Source organism: Rouxiella aceris, assembly GCF_012933545.1.
GTDB lineage: Bacteria > Pseudomonadota > Gammaproteobacteria > Enterobacterales > Enterobacteriaceae > Rouxiella > Rouxiella aceris.
In genome coordinates this window covers 13,971-34,085 of record NZ_JAADJU010000019.1, presented here as the reverse complement: position 1 = coordinate 34,085, position 20,115 = coordinate 13,971, and the positions used below count along the sequence as shown (strand labels likewise).

Annotated in this window: 12 protein-coding genes; all 12 read left to right on the top strand. The window is 50.1% G+C overall.

Annotated elements, in window-relative coordinates:
* The first annotated feature begins 814 nt into the window (after positions 1-814).
* The 12 genes from tssB (at position 815) to GW590_RS23880 (ending at position 20,110) form a co-directional block, all read left to right on the top strand.
* A complete protein-coding gene (gene tssB, locus GW590_RS23935) occupies positions 815-1,309 on the top strand; it encodes a type VI secretion system contractile sheath small subunit (RefSeq protein ID WP_169405589.1) in 495 nt (164 codons plus the stop codon).
* Between the two features lie 34 nt (positions 1,310-1,343).
* Positions 1,344-2,882 (top strand): type VI secretion system contractile sheath large subunit, encoded by a 1,539-nt coding sequence (gene tssC, locus GW590_RS23930; protein WP_169405588.1) that lies wholly within the window; start codon positions 1,344-1,346, stop codon positions 2,880-2,882.
* 107 nt (positions 2,883-2,989) lie between these two features.
* A complete protein-coding gene (tssK, locus tag GW590_RS23925) occupies positions 2,990-4,327 on the top strand; it encodes a type VI secretion system baseplate subunit TssK (protein WP_169405587.1) in 1,338 nt (445 codons plus the stop codon).
* Entirely contained in the window at positions 4,324-4,983 is a 660-nt protein-coding gene (gene tssL / locus GW590_RS23920; protein ID WP_169405586.1) for a type VI secretion system protein TssL, short form, read from the top strand. The genes tssK and tssL overlap by 4 nt, the downstream gene beginning before the upstream one ends.
* Before the next feature lie 11 nt (positions 4,984-4,994).
* Complete coding sequence (locus tag GW590_RS23915) at positions 4,995-6,650, top strand: OmpA family protein (protein ID WP_169405585.1); 1,656 nt, start codon at positions 4,995-4,997, stop codon at positions 6,648-6,650.
* Between the two features lie 49 nt (positions 6,651-6,699).
* The gene (locus tag GW590_RS23910; RefSeq protein WP_169405584.1) at positions 6,700-7,191 is read left to right on the top strand and encodes an Hcp family type VI secretion system effector; all 492 of its coding nucleotides are present in this window, start codon (positions 6,700-6,702) and stop codon (positions 7,189-7,191) included.
* Positions 7,192-7,379: 188 nt separating this feature from the next.
* Positions 7,380-10,007: a type VI secretion system ATPase TssH gene (gene tssH, locus GW590_RS23905; RefSeq protein ID WP_169405583.1), complete on the top strand. Its 2,628-nt coding sequence runs from the start codon at positions 7,380-7,382 to the stop codon at positions 10,005-10,007.
* 1 nt (position 10,008) lies between these two features.
* Complete coding sequence (locus GW590_RS23900; RefSeq protein ID WP_169405582.1) at positions 10,009-12,540, top strand: type VI secretion system Vgr family protein; 2,532 nt, start codon at positions 10,009-10,011, stop codon at positions 12,538-12,540.
* Positions 12,541-12,543: 3 nt separating this feature from the next.
* Positions 12,544-14,052, top strand: a complete 1,509-nt coding sequence (locus GW590_RS23895; protein WP_169405581.1) for a lipase family alpha/beta hydrolase — start codon at positions 12,544-12,546, stop codon at positions 14,050-14,052.
* Positions 14,052-15,146: a T6SS immunity protein Tli4 family protein gene (locus tag GW590_RS23890; protein WP_169405580.1), complete on the top strand. Its 1,095-nt coding sequence runs from the start codon at positions 14,052-14,054 to the stop codon at positions 15,144-15,146. The genes GW590_RS23895 and GW590_RS23890 overlap by 1 nt, the downstream gene beginning before the upstream one ends.
* Positions 15,147-15,585: 439 nt before the next feature.
* Complete coding sequence (locus GW590_RS23885) at positions 15,586-16,713, top strand: hypothetical protein (RefSeq protein WP_169405579.1); 1,128 nt, start codon at positions 15,586-15,588, stop codon at positions 16,711-16,713.
* Positions 16,706-20,110 carry an ImcF-related family protein gene (locus tag GW590_RS23880; protein WP_169405578.1) on the top strand — a complete coding sequence of 1,135 codons (3,405 nt, stop codon included), beginning with the start codon at positions 16,706-16,708 and terminating at the stop codon, positions 20,108-20,110. The genes GW590_RS23885 and GW590_RS23880 overlap by 8 nt, the downstream gene beginning before the upstream one ends.
* Positions 20,111-20,115 lie beyond the last annotated feature (5 nt).

Genomic DNA, 20,115 nt, shown 5'->3' with positions numbered 1-20,115 from the left:
ACGCTGGGGGTAACTGAAACATAGCCGGTAATAGGCAGCAGACGAATCAACAACACCAAAAGGCCCAGGATTGTTAAGGAGCGGGCCAGCGCTCCTTAACTCGGTTCGGCACAGCGGGTTAAGTAGCCACCGCTATTATAAAACCGAAACAGCTCCTCTAAAGCCCATTGGTTTTAAAACAACAATTGCCGTTTAAGCCCAACCCGAAACAGCTCCTCATAGCTAATTTGTTTTAAAACAGAAAATTGCCATTTAAGCCCACTTTAAATATAAGTCTGCTATATATTCAGTTTAGTTGTTTCTTTTATTTCCATAGTTAATAGATCTCGTAAAGTTATTATCTTCCTGCATGGTTAAAGATTAATTCTAGCAAAGTTAATCCCCGGTGGTATTGGGTTTATATCTTTTAATATCTATAGGTAATCCGATTTTTAGCAAGATCACTGCAATTTATGTATTGATATTTCTTATAAAATGACTATTTAAACGGCCATTTAATCGTGTGGATAAACGGTATTTTTGTGGTGGTTCCATTTTATTTGTTGTTTGTAATATTTTGTTACAATCTAGCGGCTTTAATTATTCTCTCGAAGTTTTTACACTCCACTCCATAGATATTTATTTGAAGTTAACTTTTTAATAAATATCTAACTATCAAGTTTTAAATTAATAAACTAGCAGTCAGTTCCACATTGATTCTATTAATAAACTCGATTGCGAAAATTATAGAAAATGATATATGAGTAACTGATGTAAGTAACATCAATATATTTATATATTCACGAGGATTATTAATCTTACAACAAGGATAAGTATGTCAAATTCATATCAAAATGAGATCCCCAAGGCTCGCGTTAATATTAAACTGGATCTTCATACCGGCGGTGTACAGAAAAAAGTCGAGCTGCCGCTAAAACTGATGGTGGTGGGTGATTACAGTAATGGACAGGAACAGCGCCCACTGTCCGAACGTGAGAAAGTGGATATTAATAAAAACAACTTCGACAGCGTGTTGGCTAAGTTTCAGCCTCACCTAAAGCTCACCGTCGCCGATACCCTGAGCGGCGATGCTGATACCCAGGTAGCACTTCGTTTTCGCGAAATGAAAGATTTTGAACCAGAACAGGTGGCGCGGCAGATCCCGCCGCTGCGCGCCATGCTGGCAATGCGTAATCTGCTCCGCGATCTGAAATCCAATCTGCTGGATAACGCTACTTTCCGTCGTGAACTTGAGATCATTCTGCGCGATGACGCCCTGAGTAATGAACTCCGCGCCGAGCTTGCCGCTCTGGCCCCCCAGCAGCCTTAATCTCATGCCTTCTCAGGTGATAAGGAAATTACTGATGTCGATACAACAAACCGCTGCACCAGTCTCCACTGCCAGCGTACAAGAAAAAACCGGACAGGGTGTTTATGCCTCTCTGTTTGAGAAAATTAATCTTAATCCGGTGAGCCAGCTTAAAGATCTCGATGTATTTCAACATACCGATGCCTTGTCGGAAGCGTCCACCGATGAGCGCGTGACCGCAGCCGTTGGCGTATTTCTGAATTTGCTCAAGCAGTCAGCGCAGAAAGTTGAACGTCTGGATAAGAGTCTGATAGACGGGCATATTGCCGAGCTGGATGCACAAATTAGTCGCCAGCTTGATGAAGTAATGCACCATGCCGAATTTCAACAGGTGGAATCGACCTGGCGCGGCTTGCATACTCTGGTATCGCAAACCGACTTTCGTCAGAATGTGCGTATTGAGCTGCTCGATATCAGTAAAGAACATTTAATCCAGGACTTTGAAGACGCCCCTGAAATTGCACAAAGTGGTTTCTATTTTCAGACCTATATTGAAAATTACGACACCCCGGGCGCAGATCCCATTTCCGCCACAATCTCCAATTACGAGTTTGATCGCAGTGCCCGCGATATTGCCTTGTTGCGTAATATCTCACGGGTGGCTGCGGCAGCACATATGCCATTTATCGGCTCCGTCGGCCCGGAATTCTTCGGTAAGAAATCAATGGAAGAAGTGGCTGCCATTAAGGATATTGGCAACTACTTCGACCGCGCCGAATATATCAAATGGAAAGATTTCCGCGATTCCGATGATGCCCGTTATATTGGCCTGACCATGCCGCGGGTATTGGGGCGTTTACCTTATGGCCCTGATACTTTACCGGTGCGTAGTTTTAATTATATTGAAGAGGTCAAAGGGCCGGACCACGAAAAATATCTTTGGACCCACGCTTCTTTTGCCTTTGCTGCCAATATGGTGAAAAGCTTCGTTAAAAATGGCTGGTGTGTGCAAATACGCGGACCGAAAGCCGGGGGCGCGGTGAGTAATCTGCCCATTCACCTCTATGATCTCGGTACCGGCAATCAGGTGAAAATCCCGTCGGAAATAATGATCCCCGAAACGCGTGAGTTTGAATTTGCCAATCTGGGCTTTATTCCGCTTTCTTATTATAAAAATCGCGATTACGCCTGCTTCTTCTCGGCCAATTCCTGCCAAAAACCAGCGTTGTACGAGACGGTCAATGCCACGGCCAATAGCCGCATTAATGCGCGCTTACCTTATATCTTCCTGCTATCGCGTATTGCCCATTATCTCAAGCTGATCCAACGCGAGAACATTGGCACCACCAAAGATCGACGACATCTCGAACTGGAGCTCAATACCTGGATCCGTAGTCTGGTAACCGAAATGACTGACCCGGGCGATGATTTACAGGCTTCGCATCCACTGCGTGATGCCCGGGTGACGGTAGAGGATATCGAGGATAACCCTGGCTTCTTCCGCGTCAAGCTGTACGCAGTACCGCATTTTCAGGTCGAAGGCATGGATGTCAATCTGTCACTGGTTTCGCAGATGCCCAAAGCCAAAACCTGAGTTCCTCCGCTACATAAATGCGATACCCCGAGCCGCTGGCGCAGTGCTAACTCGTGCTGCCGTGGTCAGGGCGACGGGTATACCGTTTGCAATACAAGGAAGTGTCCATGAACATTTTTCGTCCCGTATGGAGCGAGGGGGCCTATTTATCCCCGCAGCAGTTTCAGCAGGAGTCGCAATGGCAGGCCTATCTTACCGATTGTGCTGCACATATTTCCGTGGCGCACCCCTGGGGCGTCTTGCATTGCCAGCTTGACGAAGCTCTGCTTGGCGTTGGGCGTCTGGCACTGCAGCAACTGATTGTACGCTTTGCTGATGGTACGCTGATCAACAGCCAGGTCGCCGATCTGCTGCCGCCTCCCTGTGAATTGACCTCCCTGAGCGGACGCGAGTCGGCTACGGTCGTGCTGGCACTGCCATTGTTAAGTGCCCAGGGCAATAATATTGGTGGGGAAGGGCAAGGTGATCGTCCGCTACGCTTTGGTCGGGAATGGATCAAGGTACAGGATTTGCTCGGCGAAGGATGCAGCGAGATCGCGGTACTGCGTCACGCGCTGAGTCTGCGTTATGAGCACCAGGAAAATGGCGAATACCTGACTCTACCCTTACTGCGGCTAGTGCGCGACGGGCAGGGCAAGTGGCAGCAGGATAAGCAGTTTGTTCCGCCGCTGTTGGCTTTTTCTGCCAGTTCCTGGCTGGTTAATCAATTGACACAGTTAACGCTGCGCATTGGTGCCAAGCGTCGCCGTTTGATGTCACTACGCCGCGAAAGTAATCAGCGCATGGCTGACTTTGCCGTTGCCGACGTTTCACTGTTTTGGTTACTCAATGCTCTAAACAGTCACGAGCCGATCCTCAATGAGGTACTGAACCATCCGCAGCAGCATCCTGAGCGTATATACGCAGAGTTGACGCGCCTGGCGGGTAGTTTGCTGACCTTCTCCCTTGAACACGATATTGATGCCATCCCGGTTTACGACCACCTGGTGCCAACCGCAGTATTTCCCCCGTTGTTTTCCCTGCTCAATGTATTGCTTGAGGCCAGCCTGCCGTCTCGCGTAATGCCTATTGAACTGAGTAAAGACGGTGCTTACTGGAAAGGTGATCTCCTCGATCCCCGCCTGCGGGAGGAGGCAGATCTTTACCTCTCGGTGCGTTCTACTTTACCGGCCTATGAAGTACAGGCGCAGATCCCCTTGCAGTGTAAAGTCGGCAGCCCGGATGACGTGGCCGATGTCGTTAATGTGGCATTGAGTGGTGTACCGCTGATTACCTTGAGTCATGTGCCGGCGAGTATCCCGATACGACTTGAAAATCAATATTTTGCTCTGGATCTTAATAACGATGCTGCGCGCGCCATGTTAGCGGCAGGTAGCTGTGCCTTCTATGTGCCTGGCACTTTGGGTGAGATCCAGCTGGAACTCTTTGCGGTGCTACGCTCATGACCTTTTCAACTGAACAACATAATGCGATCGAACAACTGTTATATCCGACCTGGTTATGGGTGGGGCAGTTGCGTAATGGCTGGCAGATTGGTGATAGCCACGGGTTTTATCGCAAAACCTGCGAGTTGATAGAGCACACGCAAAGTGGCCTTGGCAAGCTCGGTCTGGCTGACAGCGACATTGAACATATTGTCTATGCGCAGTGCGCATTGCTCGACAGCACGGTAATGAACCGAAAATCCCAGGATATCGGCTATCAGGAGTGGCTGAATACCCCGCTACAGGTGAAATTTTTTAAAACCCTGGGGGCGGGTGAAAACCTGTGGCAACGCATTCGAGGCGTCTTGCGGGAACCTTCGGCCAACCCTTATGTCCTCGCCTGTTTTCATCGGGTGCTATTGCTGGGTTTTAGCGGCCAGTATCGCGAGGAAGATGCCCCCGATCGGGCGGCGGTGATCAAGGATCTTGCCCTGCGGGTACCGCCCTACAGTCTCTCCCTCGACGCACCCAATATCGTGCAAACCGTCGGTCGCAAAGCACCGCACTGGATGAGCTCGCTAACCTGGCGTGGCCTGCTGGCTGCCGGCATCTTGCTGATGCTGTGGTGGAGTCTGGACCATCAATTGCAGTCGTTAATGCAGCAATTACTGTCGTAAGGGGCAAAGGCATGAATGTGCTATTACAGCGCCTGATGGCCATCGGCGCGGCCGGGTTGGCGCTGCTGTTGATTTGGGTCTATTTCCCTCTGCTGCCGCTGACGCGTTGGCTACTGACTCTGGCGGTCGCAGCACTGCTGGCCTTGATCACCATCTCTGAATGGCGAAGCAGGCGACAGTTTATGCACAGCGCTGCCGGACTGACATTACCCGCAGAGTTTGAAGGTGCGTTGGTACTGGTCTGTGGCGACAGCGAAGGGCTGTTTGCACCTGGTGAATCCACCCGGCGCAGCAAACAGGGGATCTATTTGGCCATGGCCACCCCCGATCAGCTGCTCGCTACCGTTAACTGGCTGGTTGCCAGTCAATCATCACGTTTGCCACAGCTATCGCTGATGCTCAGTGTGATACCTGAGCAACAGGATGATGAAGCAGTGTTTCGCGGGCAATTGCATCAGTGGCGTGCTGCCATTGGGCAATGTCGCCGCCGCTTACCGCAGTTGAACCTTTTACTTTGCGGCTACTTCAGCGCACCGATAGTCGGCGTTGCTACGCCGTGGTTTGTCAGGGATGTCCAGGGCACCACTGTCTGGCAGGACGACTGCCTGGCACAGCCGCTTAGCGAGTGGATGCAGCAGAACAATGTTGCCGAGACCTTTAGCCAGACGGTATGGCTCGATAGCGCACTCAGTTGGCTTAATAAACTGGTAGCTGATGAATTACAGCACCCGAGAACAGCGCTGCCTGCGGTAGAGATTAACCTGCTGGCGGTAACCTTCAGGCAGGGAACTGCGCGACCAGACAACTTGTGGCAACAATTTTTGCAACGTAGCAGCCTGCTTTGCGCCCCGGCCGCTTGTCACCATGCCAGCCGGCTGCCGTTCCCCGATTTATTGCTGACAATATTGCCACAGCGGCCCGGTTTTACTGCAGGACAACAATTAGCGCTAAACGGCGGTACCTGCCTGAGCCTGTTTCTTATCTGCGCAATGCTGGCGAGTTTTATCAATAACCAGCGGCTTATCCGCACCATCAGCAGCGATTTAGATAACTACCAACAACTAAGTGGCAATCCTGCTGCACCTAAATTACAGGCTCAGCAGCGCTTGCGGGAGCATGCACAAAAGTTAATGCGCTATCAGCGTCAGGGGGAACCGCAGCAGTTGGCAATGGGACTGTATCAGGGGGGAAAACTGCTGCCGCGAGTACAACGCGCAGTCGCCAACTGGTCACCACCAACGCCGCCCGTGCCCAAGCCTCAGGTAGTTGCACCGGCACCGCAAACGCTGCGTCTGGATACCTTGTCCTTGTTTGATATCGCCAGCGCACAGCTGAAACCCGGGGCAACCAAAGTGCTGATCAATGCGCTGGTCAATATCAAGGCCAAACCCGGCTGGCTGATTGTTATCGCGGGTCATAGCGATGCCACCGGTCATGCGCAAAAAAACCAACAACTTTCCCTGGCGCGGGCCGAGTCGGTACGTAACTGGATCCTTGGCATGAGTGATATTCCCGCGCGCTGCATTGCGGTGCAAGGCTATGGTGCCAGTCAACCGATAGCCAGTAATGAAACGGCGGCAGGGCGCGCAGCCAACCGCCGGGTAGAGATCCGTCTGGTGCCGGATAGCGGGGCATGTCTTGCTCCCGCTTCGACAGCAGACAGGTAAAAACGTCACCTTGCCAGGTGACACCATTTAACTAAAAAAGGAGCTTTATATGGCCATTCCAGTCTACTTGTGGCTGAAGGATGATGGTGGTGCGGATATCAAAGGGGCCGTTGATGTACAAGGCCGTGAAGGCAGCATCGAGGTGGTGGCACAGGATCACAAACTGTACATCCCTACCGATAACAATACCGGCAAGCTGACCGGTACTCGTATTCATACTCCGTTTATTTTTATCAAGGAGATAGATTCATCTTCCCCCTATCTCTATAAGGCGGTGACTACCGGTCAGACCCTAAAAACGGCGGAATTCAAATGGTATCGCATTGATGACGCCGGTCAGGAGGTGGAGTACTTCAACACCCGTTTAGATAACGTCAAGGTGGTCAAAGTCGCGCCGAAAATGCATGACATCAAGGATCCCTCCAAAGAGAAACATAACCATCTGGAGGAAGTAGAACTCCGCTACGAGAAAATCACCTGGACCTATAAAGACGGCAACATTATTCATTCCGACGCCTGGAACGAACGTTCTACGGCCTAGCACTGACAAGCAGACGGGTAACCGTCTGCTTTTTTATTTTCGGCTGAGCGGCGGCAGTTTGGCGTTCGCCGTGAGGTATTTACATTCTCCCCCGCTAACCTAATGGACCTCGGTTTACGGTCAGGGGCGGTAGCGTGCCGCAGACCGGACCCTTTGGCTTTCCAGTTTTCTCTATAAAGGAAGAGTTTATGACCACCCATTCAGCACATCTGTTACGCCGCTTAAACCCCTTTTGTGCCCAGGCGCTGGCGGCAGCGGCGACGCTCTGTCAGACCAGAGCCCACGCCGAGATCACCGTGGAACACTGGTTGTTAAAGTTATTAGAACAGGGTGAAGGCGATATTACAGTGATTGCTCGTCGCTACGAATGGGATATGGATACGCTATGGCAGGAGTTATTGGCCCATCTGGATACTTTGCCGCGTAGCGTACAGAGCAAACCACAACTCTCATCCGCACTGCAGCAGTGGATCCAGCAAGCCTGGCTGACTTCATCGTTGCAGCAAGATATCGACGCGCTGCGATCTGTTGATTTACTCAGAGCATTGATGGCACAGCCGCGTCTGTTATCCACTGACAGCGTCTGGCCGTTACTGAGTTTAACGACCAGCCAGCTCGACAGATTGGTACCGCTACTGGACCAACAGTCAGAGGAGCGGCCCGAAGTGCAGCAAAGTGCACAGCTATCCGGGATGGAAGCAACAAACGTGCTTGATACCCCCGCGCCAGCGGGCACCGCTAACGTCGGGCTGCAGGCGGCGCTGGATAAATTTACTCTCGATATTACCGCCAAGGCCAGAGCGCAACAGATCGACCCAATTTTTGGTCGCGATAGCGAAATCCGCCAGATGATCGACATCCTTTCCCGCCGTCGTAAAAACAACCCCATTTTAGTGGGGGAGCCGGGGGTCGGTAAAACCGCTCTGGTGGAAGGGTTGGCGCTGCGGATCGTCCAGGGCACGGTACCCGACAGTCTTAAAACCGTTACTGTGCGTAGCCTGGATTTGGGGTTGTTACAGGCTGGTGCCGGGGTGAAAGGCGAATTTGAACAACGATTAAAAAAAGTGATTGAAGCGGTACAGCAGTCCGCAGCACCGGTACTGCTATTTATTGACGAAGCCCACACCCTGATTGGTGCCGGCAATCAAAGCGGCGGTGCCGACGCGGCCAATCTGTTGAAACCGGCGCTGGCACGCGGCGAACTGCGCACCCTGGCGGCAACCACCTGGTCAGAGTACAAGCAGTATTTTGAACGAGATGCGGCGCTGGAACGTCGTTTTCAGCCCGTTAAAGTCGAGGAGCCGAACGACGATAATGCCTGCCTGATGCTGCGCGGCTTGAAAGAACGATATGCCAGCCATCACGGCGTTCATATTCAGGATGCTGCCATTAAAGCAGCGGTGACGTTGTCACGTCGCTACCTTGCCGGTCGTCAGTTACCGGATAAAGCGGTCGACCTGATCGATACCGCCTGTGCCAGGGTGTGCATCAGCCTGAAAAGCCCGCCGGAAGCTTTGCTGCAGGTCAGATCCGAACTGGACGCATTGATGCGAGAACAGCAGGCGATTGCCGATGATCAGGCATTGAGTCTGCCGGTTGATACTGGTCGCCTGGAGGATATTGCATTGCGTATCAGCAGTCTGGTAGAGCACGAGAGCGAACTTGCGCAAAAGTACCAGCAAGAACTGGCCCTAACGCAACAATTGCTGGCACAACGCCAAAAGGGCAGCGATGCCAGCACCTGCAGCGAATTACGTCAGCAACTGGACAAACTACAGGGCAGCTCACCGTTGTTATCGCTGGATGTCGATGTACGCACTATCGCTCAGGTGGTAGCCGACTGGACCGGCATTCCGTTGGGCAGCCTGTTAAAAGATGAACAGACCAACCTGTTGCAACTGGAAGATCAGTTGACCAAACGGGTGATTGGGCAGCAAAGCGCCTTGACCGCCTTGGCCCAACGCCTGCGCGCTGCCAAAACCGGTCTCACACCGGAGAATGCCCCCCTTGGTGTTTTTCTGTTGGTCGGTCCTAGCGGTGTAGGCAAAACGGAAACTGCGCTGGCGTTGGCCGATTGCCTGTTTGGCGGCGAAAAATCACTGATCACCATCAATCTGTCGGAGTATCAAGAGGCCCATACCGTTAGCCAACTAAAAGGCTCCCCGCCAGGTTATGTCGGTTATGGACAGGGCGGCGTATTAACCGAAGCGGTGCGTAAACGTCCTTACAGCGTGGTGTTGCTTGATGAGGTAGAAAAAGCACATCGCGATGTGATGAATCTGTTCTATCAGGTATTTGATCGCGGCTTTATGCGCGATGGCGAAGGGCGAGAAATCGATTTTCGCCATACGGTGATCGTGATGACCGCCAATCTTGGCAGCGACATTCTGTTACAACGCCTGGAACAATGGCCCGAAGCCAGCGAAGCCGAACTGCAAGAGTGTCTGCGACCCGTTTTGCGGGATCATTTTCAGCCAGCCCTGCTGGCACGGTTTCAGACGCTGATCTATCGCTCGCTGGGAGAAGTGGCCATGCGACAAATTGTCGATATCAAGCTGAGGCAGGTCGCACAACGTTTGCAACGCCATTACGGACTCGCCTGCCATATTGACGCTGGGCTAAGTGAGCTGCTGGTGGTCTCTTGTTTGCTGCCAGATACCGGTGCACGCAATATCGACAGCCTGCTTAACCAACAAATATTGCCGGTGCTGTCGCAGCAGCTGTTGCAGCGCCAGGCGCAGCAGCAGATGCCCTCTGCCTTGACGTTAGGCTATAGCGAAGACCAGGGGATCACGCTGACTTTCGAGGATAACTAAGATGGCGCAATCCTTTATTAGCCCGCCGCAGTCTCCTCTCGGTGAGGGGCTTAATCGTTACCAGCTGGAAGTTGCAGGTTGCGAAGCCTGGCTTGACGTTGAATCCTTTAGCGGCTTGGAACAGCTCAGTGAGACTTATTGCTATCAGATCCGTTTTACCAGCCGTGAGCAGGATATTCCACGCGAGCAGATGCTGCGCCGCAGCGCCAGCCTGAGTATGCAATCGCCGGGAGAACAGCTGTTTGATGAGCTTTTGCCGCCGCAGGTACATAAACGAGTGCATGGCGTGGTTACCGATTTTCGGCGTTTGTCCGCCTCAGCCGATGAGGCAACCTACTATATCAGGCTGGAGCCATACTTTGTGTTGCTGGGCAATCAGCACCGTAGCCTGCGTTTTTTTGTCAACCAGTCAGTGCCGGAAATTGTGGCGCAAATCCTTGGCGAACATCAGCTCAAAGGCTGGGAATATGAGTTTCAGCTAAAAAACAGCTACCCACGGCGGGCGCAGGTCAACCAGGTTAATGAGAGCGACAAGGCCTTTATTGAACGGCTGCTGGCGGAAGTGGGGATTTTTTACCGCTTTGTGCTGCATCCCGATACCCTGACCGAGATTATGCTGTTTGGCGATCGGCAAAGTTGCTACCAGTTTGGCAAAACCCTGCCGTTGCGCAATCCGGCCGGGATGAACGATGGCGCAGCCGACAGCGTCTGGGGGCTGACCGTACGTCATAAAGTGGTGCCGCACAGCGTTCAGGCCAAAGATTATAACTATCGGCTGGCGTACCATCCTTTGCTGTCGGATCCGGCAGATATGACGCGCGGTGACGGTGAAGGTATCACCTATGGAGATGTCTACCACTATCTGCCGCGCCATCTTAGTCAGGGGGACAGTATTATACCCGACCCGGAAACGGCCAATTTCTGGGCGCGACTGGAACACGAACGTTACCTCAGTGCTCAGACCCGGCTGCGTGGACAAAGTAATGACCCGCAACTGGTCCCCGGCCAGGTGCTGGCCGTCAGCGAGGCGGGTCTCTATCCTGCTTTGCCGCAGGTGTTTCAGGGGGAGATGGTGATCACCCGAGTGCGTTTTAACGCCAGCCGTTCCTCGTCGCTGCAGTTGCGTTTTCAGGCCATGCCCTTTAGCGAAACCCTGTGCTTTCGTCCGCCGCTTAAACCTCGTCCTGTGGTACACGGTACCCTAACGGCGCGGGTCACCAGCCCGATAGATAACGATCGCTATGCCCATTTGAACCAGGACGGACTGTACTGGGTGAAGTTTGACGCCGATCGTGACGACAAAGCGGCGGGTTATGAAAGTATGCCGCTGCGTCTGGCAAGACCTTTTGGTGGGGATACCTATGGTTTTCACTTTCCTCTGATCCAGGGCAGCGAAGTGGCGGTGGCTTTCCATCAGGGCGATCCGGACCGACCCTATATCAGCGCCGTGCTGCACGATTCGCAACATCCCGATCTGGTAAATAATCGCAACCATACTCGCAATGTGCTGCGCACCTGGCGTAATAACAAACTGCGCATGGAAGACCGGGAAAACGAGGAGCATATCAAGCTCAGCACCGAGTACCATAAATCGCAGCTAAATCTTGGCCATAACGTCGATGCCAGCCGCAAACTGCGTGGTGAAGGGGCAGAACTGCGCAGCGACGGCCATATCGCCATCCGCGGCGGCAAGGGCGTATTTATCAGCGCCGACCCACAACCGCAGGCGCAAGGGGAAATGTTGGATATGGCGGGGGCGATCGGCCAATTGCAGCAGGCACTAAATTTAACTGAATCTCTAAGATCGGCGGCAGAAATTGCAAAAGCCGAATTGGCAGATTTGCAGACGCAGAAAGTATTGCTGAGTGAGACCCTGACCGAACTCAAGCAAGCAGCGTTGCTGCTCTCCGCCCCGGCGGGTATTGCCCAGACTACAGCAAAAAGTGTGCAACTTGCAGCGGGAGAAAATATCACCGCAGTTAGCGGGAAAAATACCGACTTTAGCGTACTAAAAGCCTTTACCGTGGCGGCAGGTGAAAGGATCAGCCTGTTTGCGCAAAAACTGGGGATCAAGCTGTTTGCCAGCAAAGGGAAAGTCGAAATTCAGGCGCAAAGTGATGAACTGACGCTGGATGCATTAAAGGATATTCGTATCTCGAGCTGCGAAGGCAAAATCGTAATCAGCGCTAAACAGGAGATTTTATTGGTCAGCGGTGGCGGCTATATCCGTATTGGTGATGGCAAAGTCGAAACCGGAGCGCCCGACCAAATTATTCAGCGTGCAGCGGTATTGCAGAAATTTACTGGCCAGAGCGCCAGTGAGATGGCGCAGAAGTGGGATAAGGCGGATTTTGGGGTAACGCCCAAAGCAGTACATATATATGACGGAAGCGCCTTAAAAAATCAAAAAATGATATTCAGGTCTGAAGACGCTATTGAACAGTTGTTATCGACGGCTCACGATGGAAAAAGCCCACTACAAAAACAGGCAGGTATAGAACGGAGCACTGTCAAGTTTAGTGATAAGGAGTAATCAATGAGTGAGCATAATCAAAATGAAGTCACCATCATTCCTGAATATGATGATAACGGCACGGTTAATTATCACTTGCCAAATGCCAAGACAGATAAAAACTTGGTCGCTGTTTGTCCCAAGGTGGCAGATAAGGTTATTCCCGTTATATTTATTCCAGGAGTAATGGGAAGTAATTTAAAGGATAAAAATGGGAGGGAAATTTGGCGTGCAGATTTTTATAAAGGGTTAGATATGATTGGCTGGGGTTTTAAAAATGGAAAAGAGAGAAAGGAATTATTGAATCATAAAACAACGTTTGTAGATGGTAAAGGTAAAATATTATATAACGAACAGGTGGATAGTATATTCCCTTCGCGCAAAAAAAGGGGATGGGGTACAGCATTATATTTAAGTTATGGCGAAATGCTTGAAGCATTACAATTTATGCTCAATGATCAACATCTTCTTCTTGAAAATCTTGCTGGCACCACCAAACATTTAACCTCTCGTCAACAGCTGATTGGTGAAAATATGGGAGCAGAGCTAGGGGAAGAACCATTAACTGATGAGGAAGTAAGACATAGTTATGAGTTTTTATTTCCATTACACGTTTTTGGTTATAACTGGTTGCAGTCTAATAGTAAATCGGCACAAAAACTTGATGAGTTTGTTTCTGATGTCCTGGCGCTGTATTGCGGCCGGCTAGCAGTGGAAAAAGTCATTCTTATTACTCACTCTATGGGAGGATTAGTGGCACGTCATTATTCCGAAAATATGGCAGGGCGCAACAAAATCCTCGGTATTATCCACGGTGTTATGCCCGATCTTGGTTCACCCGCGACATATCGCCGCATGAAAACCGGTGAGCGAGGACTCTTTGGTGCCATTATTGGCAGTAATGCGGAGGAATTGATGCCTGTACTGGCTCAGTCACCAGGCCCATTACAATTATTGCCTGGTAAGGCTTATGGTTCAGGCTGGCTAAAAATCAAAAGTGATGGGAAAATACAAAGTAAGCCTCAGGAAGACCCATATGAGGAAATCTACCTAAATGAACAGGACTGGTGGCGTCTTTGTGAAAAGGCTTTACTATTGGGTGACGAAGAAAAAGAATGGGGTAAATATATTGAGAATATTAAATATAATGTAAAAGTGTTTATTGAAGAATTGAATGGTAAATACCATCCTCAAACTTGGGCTTTTTATGGTGCCGGCAGTGAACACCCTTCTGAAGAAAGTTTGACGTGGTATGAAAGGCCTTATAAATTACCTTTACCTACTTACCGGGAATCGGCAGGGAAAAAATTTGAGCTGACTTCATCGGCTAGTCCCGGGGATGGTACTGTGCCGGTAAAATCTGGGCGTATTGGCTGGTCAGGTTTGCGTAGCTTGCTGGCAACTAACGTCGATCACGAAGGTGCTTATGCCAGTAATATTCGAAAGGGGAAGGAAACTTCGTTGACGCTAAAATTTACGCTGCGCGCCATTGTCAAAATGGTTCAAAGTGTACCAGGGACAGGAGGCAATTAATGGTGATCAAAAAAATTCTAATACTAATTGCTATCGTTGGCAGTTGCTGTGCTGCCGTATGGGCTTATTTGCACCGTGATATGTCATCCTTACCTCTAAACGCAAAGGAACAACAAATGATTGATACCTTATTTGAAAAAACAAAACCGCAATGTATTGGTCGCTATATATATCAGGTTCCGCTGTCATTTGCGAATGACATGAATGATGGCGCAGAAATCAATGAAATAGAGATAAGCAGTGAACGTCTCTATCGTCCTGTTTTTGAACAGCGCATCCGATTAAGAGAGCAAGAGTTAAAAAATGAAAAAACGATGAATCCCAAAAACGCTCCCTACCTTAAACAAGTAATACCGTTAAAAAATCTGGATGCTATAATATTTGATAGTAATAGAAATAGTTTTGGACCTGGGTATGGCCGTACTCTGGAAGCACATTTGTACTCCAATGGTGTGGCATTTACCGTAACAACCGATATTATGGATTTCTCAGACCCCAAATTTCATCAGGATAAACGTGAGTATTTAGCCGCTGGAGCAAGAGAACAGTTTCTTGATAGCAAATATACTAAGCTAGCAGAAATGCAGAATTTATTGTCTCGTTTAAAAGGGCGAAAAGATGATGAAGTACCAACTGAGGCTGGTACTTGTATTGCTGAAGGGTTTATTGCAGATAATAACCAAAAAAACAAAGAGGAATTTCATATTCGTTATACATTTGATGATTTTATCTTTGCAGCAAAGAGTTATACTACGTTAGTTACAGGAGACACTCTCTTTGAGCGTAGCAATGATATTGAGCCTATATTACGTACTACTGGCTACAATACTATAAGGAAAGGTAAGTTCTCTTTACCGGGTCTTGACGCACAAGAGTGGTTAATAAGCGGAAAACAAGAAGTAAACGATCGGCAAGTCAATGCGTACAATTTTGTCCTTTATGCCAACGAGAAAATGCCAGATTATCATCATCCTGTGTTATCAATAATACTGCATAATTCCAGCAAAGACACCAAAACATACAGCAGTGAGCAATTGGTCGAAATATGGGATCGAATTATAAAAACATTTCAGTTGCGCCAGGGGGCATTTTAGCTTTTTTTCAAATATTATCCTTTAATAAATTCTTATGTCTAATAAAAGTTTCCATCATTATATTACTAACAGTAATAGGTATTTATAGTTTATTGTTATATCTAAAGCCTTATCCAAGGAATATGTTCTTAACTGAAGAACAGCAACGAAGACTAGCTAATTTGATTAAAAATCCAACTATACGCTGTATTGGACAGTACTTAATCTTTCTACCTGAAAACTTCTTTGCCTCTAATGGATTGGTTATTATTGATAAACAAAGGATCGAAAGAAAAAGAGAATACCTCCCGGTGTTTTAGCAACATATCGAGCGGCGTTAAGAAAAGTTAAAAAATCATTTTATAAAGAAGATTTACCTTACCTTACTTTATCTTAAAGATATTTATCCATTGCCTTATGAAATATTGTAGCAGTAAAGTTACCAAAGAGAGGGATAATTATGGGATGGCCTATCCCCGCAATTCCAGATCACGTTGTTTTACCTCGACCCCGTTATGGCGTGTGGTTAAGCATTCTCGCTGTAATGTCGATTGTTGGCCTGCTGTCAGCGTTATTTATCGGTGATATTTCTGATTTTGGCCAGTTAATATTTTACGGGGCTGTACCGGCATTATTGCTTTGGATGTGTTTTTTTGGTGCCAGGCTTAATCGTTACCAACAATCTCTGGCCTCGGCATATACCTGGGATATGGAAACGCAGCAAACAAAAACAGAATGGCAACAATGGAGTCGTCGCCAGTTGGCGATTGTGGCAAGCGTAATATTTACACCAGAAGAACAGGGAATAGCTTTATTATTGGATGAGCAAGGTGAAATCCCGATGTATCCCCAAAAGGCCAGACCACTTTTTGGTCCTTTGCAAGATTTATCTGCGCACTTGACTGAGGTAGATCAAGGGCTGGAGCAACAATGTTCAGGGTACCGTCACCAGTTGCGGAAAATTTATCTGCTACATGCCAACCCAATTCAGGAAAAATCGATCTTGAAGGCGGTGACTAACCAATGGGGACTGTTGCCGGAACGGGTTGCGACTATTGAAGATATTCCCGAACTGCAGCAACAAGTGCAGTGTAATGAGCTTTTTCTTTTGCTCTGTTTACAACATTGGCCGAATCACATCCCTCAGAAATCCAGTGAGTTTATTTCTGCTCAGTTGATTACCTCTCCTGCTTTTGCGCACAGTCAGTCGCTACCTGTAATGGCTGGGATGGGCCGCATGATGCCGCTGGATACGGGAAAACTGGTCGAAGATTTAGTTATGTTATTCGACTATAACCAGATTGATAATAATAAATTACCGCATATATGGCTGGCTGGTGAGACTGAAAATACTGCCTTAGATATTGCCACATTTACAAGTGATCGTAAGTTGGATTTGCCCAATAAGTGGCCACTGCATCGCATCAATCTCTCATTTGGCCCGGCGGGGGAGCTTTCTTTTGCTCTTTCTCTGGCCATGCTTGCTGAGGCTGTTAGCAGAACTAATCAGGATCAGTTAGTTATCTGTCAAAATCCGCAACAGCCGGGATGGCTATGCCTGGTGACCAGGGAGTTATTTAATGAGTAATACAAAAGCATTATCTTTGTCACGTTTCGGACTGGCGGGTTATTTGCTGATGATTATTGGGTTGGCAGGACTGAGTGCTTTTCTGCTGTTCACTCATTCAAATTTGTTCGAAAAATTTGCTATTGGCAAAAATACATTGTGGTCTATTTGGGGCGGAATTTTTACTGCACTTTTTCTGGGGCCACTGTGCCTGCCGGGTTGGTTGCGTCGTGGGATAGCCATCAAACAACGTGTATTTAAACCCGACGGTCCCGGCAGGACATCCGCTGATGCTAAACCAGAAGGTTCAACTGCATTATTGGGTGATATTAAACCCTATCTCCGCAATCAACACGGCCCTTTCTGGCGCAAAAGAACGCGAATTCTATTGCTGGTGGGCGAGCAGGCGGCGGTTGAGGCCATTGCGCCGGGATTAACCAGCCAACTGTGGCTGGAGGGTGAGGGTACAGTATTGTTGTGGGGTGGGGAGGTGACCGAGTTGCCGCACAGTCCTGTTTTAAGCGCCGTGCGTCAACTGCATCGTCGACCACTTGACGGGGTGGTATGGGTCACTGACGGTTTTAGTCAACCGCTGACAGGACAGGCACCGCTGCCGGAGCCACTGATCGCTGAATTGACGGCGGACAAACTGGATAGCATAGCTCGTGCGCTTACGGCAAGTTATCAGCAATTGGGTTGGCAACTGCCACTGTTTGTCTGGGGCCTGCAGCATAGCCGCTGGTCACAGGACGGGCGTAAAACCCAGTCGGTGGGTTGTCTGCTGCCGCCAGGCTGCCAGCCGCAGACCCTGACGGCCAGTCTCACTTCGCTGACGCCGCAGTTGATTGCACAAGGTACGCAGCAGCTAATGCAGGACTCACGCCATGATTTTTTACTGCGGCTGGCATGGGATCTGTTACAGGGCGGTATTGAACGTTTAACCGCCGGACTGGCGGCGTTTCTCGGTCCCTATCGACCTTTGCCGCTGGCGGGCGTGGTGTTTAGTTTGCCACTTACTGGCAGTACGCGCAGCGCTGCCCATAGTTGGGGAGCCGATAATAGCTGGCAAATAGTACTTGAGTCGTTAACTCGCTTGCCCGCAGGATTATTTCCTCAGCGTACCGGTGGAGTCTGGCGTAAAACTGCAGGCAGTTGCCTGCTGACTATTACCCTACTTGCCGCCGGGGGATTGCTGGTCTCCTGGTTTAGCAATCGCCAGTTAATTACTAGCAGCGTCGAACGAGCAAAAGCGGCCAGCGCTGAGGATCTGCCGCTGGAGGAGCGTCTTAATCAGCAATTGGCTCTGCAACAATCAATAGCTACCTTGCAGCATCGTCAGGTCAGTGGCGTTCCCTGGTATACACGACTGGGATTAAGTTATAACAACGCGTTGTTACAGGCGCTGTGGCCACGCTATGCCCATAACAATAGTTTGCTAATCCGCGATCAGGCTGCGGAAATTTTACGGCAACAACTGGCTGAGCTGGCTGCCATGCCTTCTGACCGGCCTCTGGGGGCGGCGCGGGCGAAAAAGGGTTATGACCAGTTGAAGGCCTATTTGATGATGGCGCGCCCGGAAAAAAGTGATCCCGCCTTTCTATTACGTCAGTTGCAACAAAACTGGCCACAGCGCCAAGGAGTGTCTGTTGGTTTGTGGCAGGCGTTAGCGCCGCCGTTGCTTGGCTTTTATAGCCAGAATCTGGCCAGCCATCCGCAGTGGAAAATCCCTCTCGATAATGGCCTGGTCAGCGATGTACGCAGGATCCTGCTGCGTGAAATGGTAGTACGCAATGCTGAAACAACGCTATACCAGACTATGTTGCAGCAGATGGCAAAAAATTATGGCGATATGCACTTGGGTCAGATGATTGGCGATACCGATGCCAGACAGTTGTTTAGCACCCATGCGGTAGTGCCGGGGATCTTTACCCGCAGCGCCTGGGAAAATGAGGTATCCAGTGCCATCGACAAAGTGGTACGTCAACGCTGGGAAGAGATTGACTGGGTACTCAGCGACAGCCAACGCGGCCGCAATGTCGCTGATTCGCCCGAGGCGCTAAAAGCCCGCCTCAGCGAACGCTATTTCACTGATTTTGCCACCAGTTGGCAGGGGTTTCTTAACAGCATCCAGTGGCATCAGGCACAAACGCTCTCAGATGCTATTGAGCAACTGGCGTTAATGGCCGATTTCCGCGAGTCGCCGCTGATCGCGCTGTTTAATACTCTGGCCTACCAGGGAAGCACTGGCCAGAGCGGCGAGGCGGTGGCCGATTCTCTGGTGAAGTCGGCGAAAAATCTGCTTAACAGGCCGGAGCCTGTGGTAATCGACCAAAGTCGTGGTTGGCATGGTCCGCTGGACAGCACTTTTGGCCCGCTGCTGGCGCTGATGGATAACGCCAATACCAGCCAAGGCAGTATCCCGCTTAGTTTACAGAGCTATCTTACTCGGGTGACGCGTGTGCGCCTTAAGCTGCAACAGATCACCAGTACGGCCGATGCGCAGGTGCGGATGCAGGAGTTGGCGCAAACAGTTTTCCAGGGTAATGGTGTGGATCTGACCGAGACCCGTGACTATGGCAGTTTGCTTGCTGCTGGTTTGGGGCAACAATGGCAAGGTCTCGGGCAGGCGCTGTTTGTTTCGCCGATGGAGCAGGCCTGGCAACAGGTATTAATGCCTACTGCTCGCAGTCTGAACGAACAATGGCAGGCGGCGATTGTCAATGACTGGCAAAAGGCGTTTAGCGGACGTTATCCTTTTAATGCTGTCGGCAGCGACGCCTCTTTGCCGCTGCTGTCGCAATACCTGCGCGCCGACACCGGACGGATCCAGCGTTTTCTGGAAAGTCGTCTGGCAGGCGTACTGCGTAAGGAAGGAAGTCGCTGGGTACCCAACAGCAGCAATACCCAGGGGCTGACCTTTAACCCGGAATTTTTGGAAGCCGTCAACCTGCTTGGCTACCTGGCCGATGTGGTGTTTGTTAATGGTGAAGCCGGAATGCATTTTGCACTGCGGCCGGGCACCGCACGTGGCGTGGTACAGACCGACCTGCTGATCGACAATCAGCCGCTTAGCTATTTTAATCAGTTGCCGGTCTGGACGCAGATGAACTGGCCCGCTGATACCTCGGCGCCCGGCGCGAGTTTACGCTGGATCAGTAACAAGGCGAGCACCCGTATCTTTGCCGAACATCCTGGTCACTGGGGACTGATCCGCCTGTTGCAACAGGCACAGGTCACCGCCAATCCCGGCGTGGCAAGCGGCTATACTCTGCGATTTACCGCCCAGGATGGTTTACCTCTACTCTATGAGCTGCGCACTGAACTAGATGAAGGCCCGCTGGCACTGCTGCGCCTGCGAGGTTTTGTGCTGCCTAAACAGATATTTTTAACCCGGGACAGGGCAGAGAAAGGACATTAATAAAT

Coding starts and splice junctions, on each gene's coding strand:
- GW590_RS23915 (WP_169405585.1), top strand. CDS start 4,995: ATGAATGTGCTATTACAGCGCCTGATGGCCATCGGCGCGGCCGGGTTG.
- GW590_RS23900 (WP_169405582.1), top strand. CDS start 10,009: ATGGCGCAATCCTTTATTAGCCCGCCGCAGTCTCCTCTCGGTGAGGGG.
- tssL (WP_169405586.1), top strand. CDS start 4,324: ATGACCTTTTCAACTGAACAACATAATGCGATCGAACAACTGTTATAT.
- GW590_RS23880 (WP_169405578.1), top strand. CDS start 16,706: ATGAGTAATACAAAAGCATTATCTTTGTCACGTTTCGGACTGGCGGGT.
- tssH (WP_169405583.1), top strand. CDS start 7,380: ATGACCACCCATTCAGCACATCTGTTACGCCGCTTAAACCCCTTTTGT.
- tssB (WP_169405589.1), top strand. CDS start 815: ATGTCAAATTCATATCAAAATGAGATCCCCAAGGCTCGCGTTAATATT.
- GW590_RS23890 (WP_169405580.1), top strand. CDS start 14,052: ATGGTGATCAAAAAAATTCTAATACTAATTGCTATCGTTGGCAGTTGC.
- GW590_RS23910 (WP_169405584.1), top strand. CDS start 6,700: ATGGCCATTCCAGTCTACTTGTGGCTGAAGGATGATGGTGGTGCGGAT.
- tssK (WP_169405587.1), top strand. CDS start 2,990: ATGAACATTTTTCGTCCCGTATGGAGCGAGGGGGCCTATTTATCCCCG.
- GW590_RS23895 (WP_169405581.1), top strand. CDS start 12,544: ATGAGTGAGCATAATCAAAATGAAGTCACCATCATTCCTGAATATGAT.
- GW590_RS23885 (WP_169405579.1), top strand. CDS start 15,586: ATGGGATGGCCTATCCCCGCAATTCCAGATCACGTTGTTTTACCTCGA.
- tssC (WP_169405588.1), top strand. CDS start 1,344: ATGTCGATACAACAAACCGCTGCACCAGTCTCCACTGCCAGCGTACAA.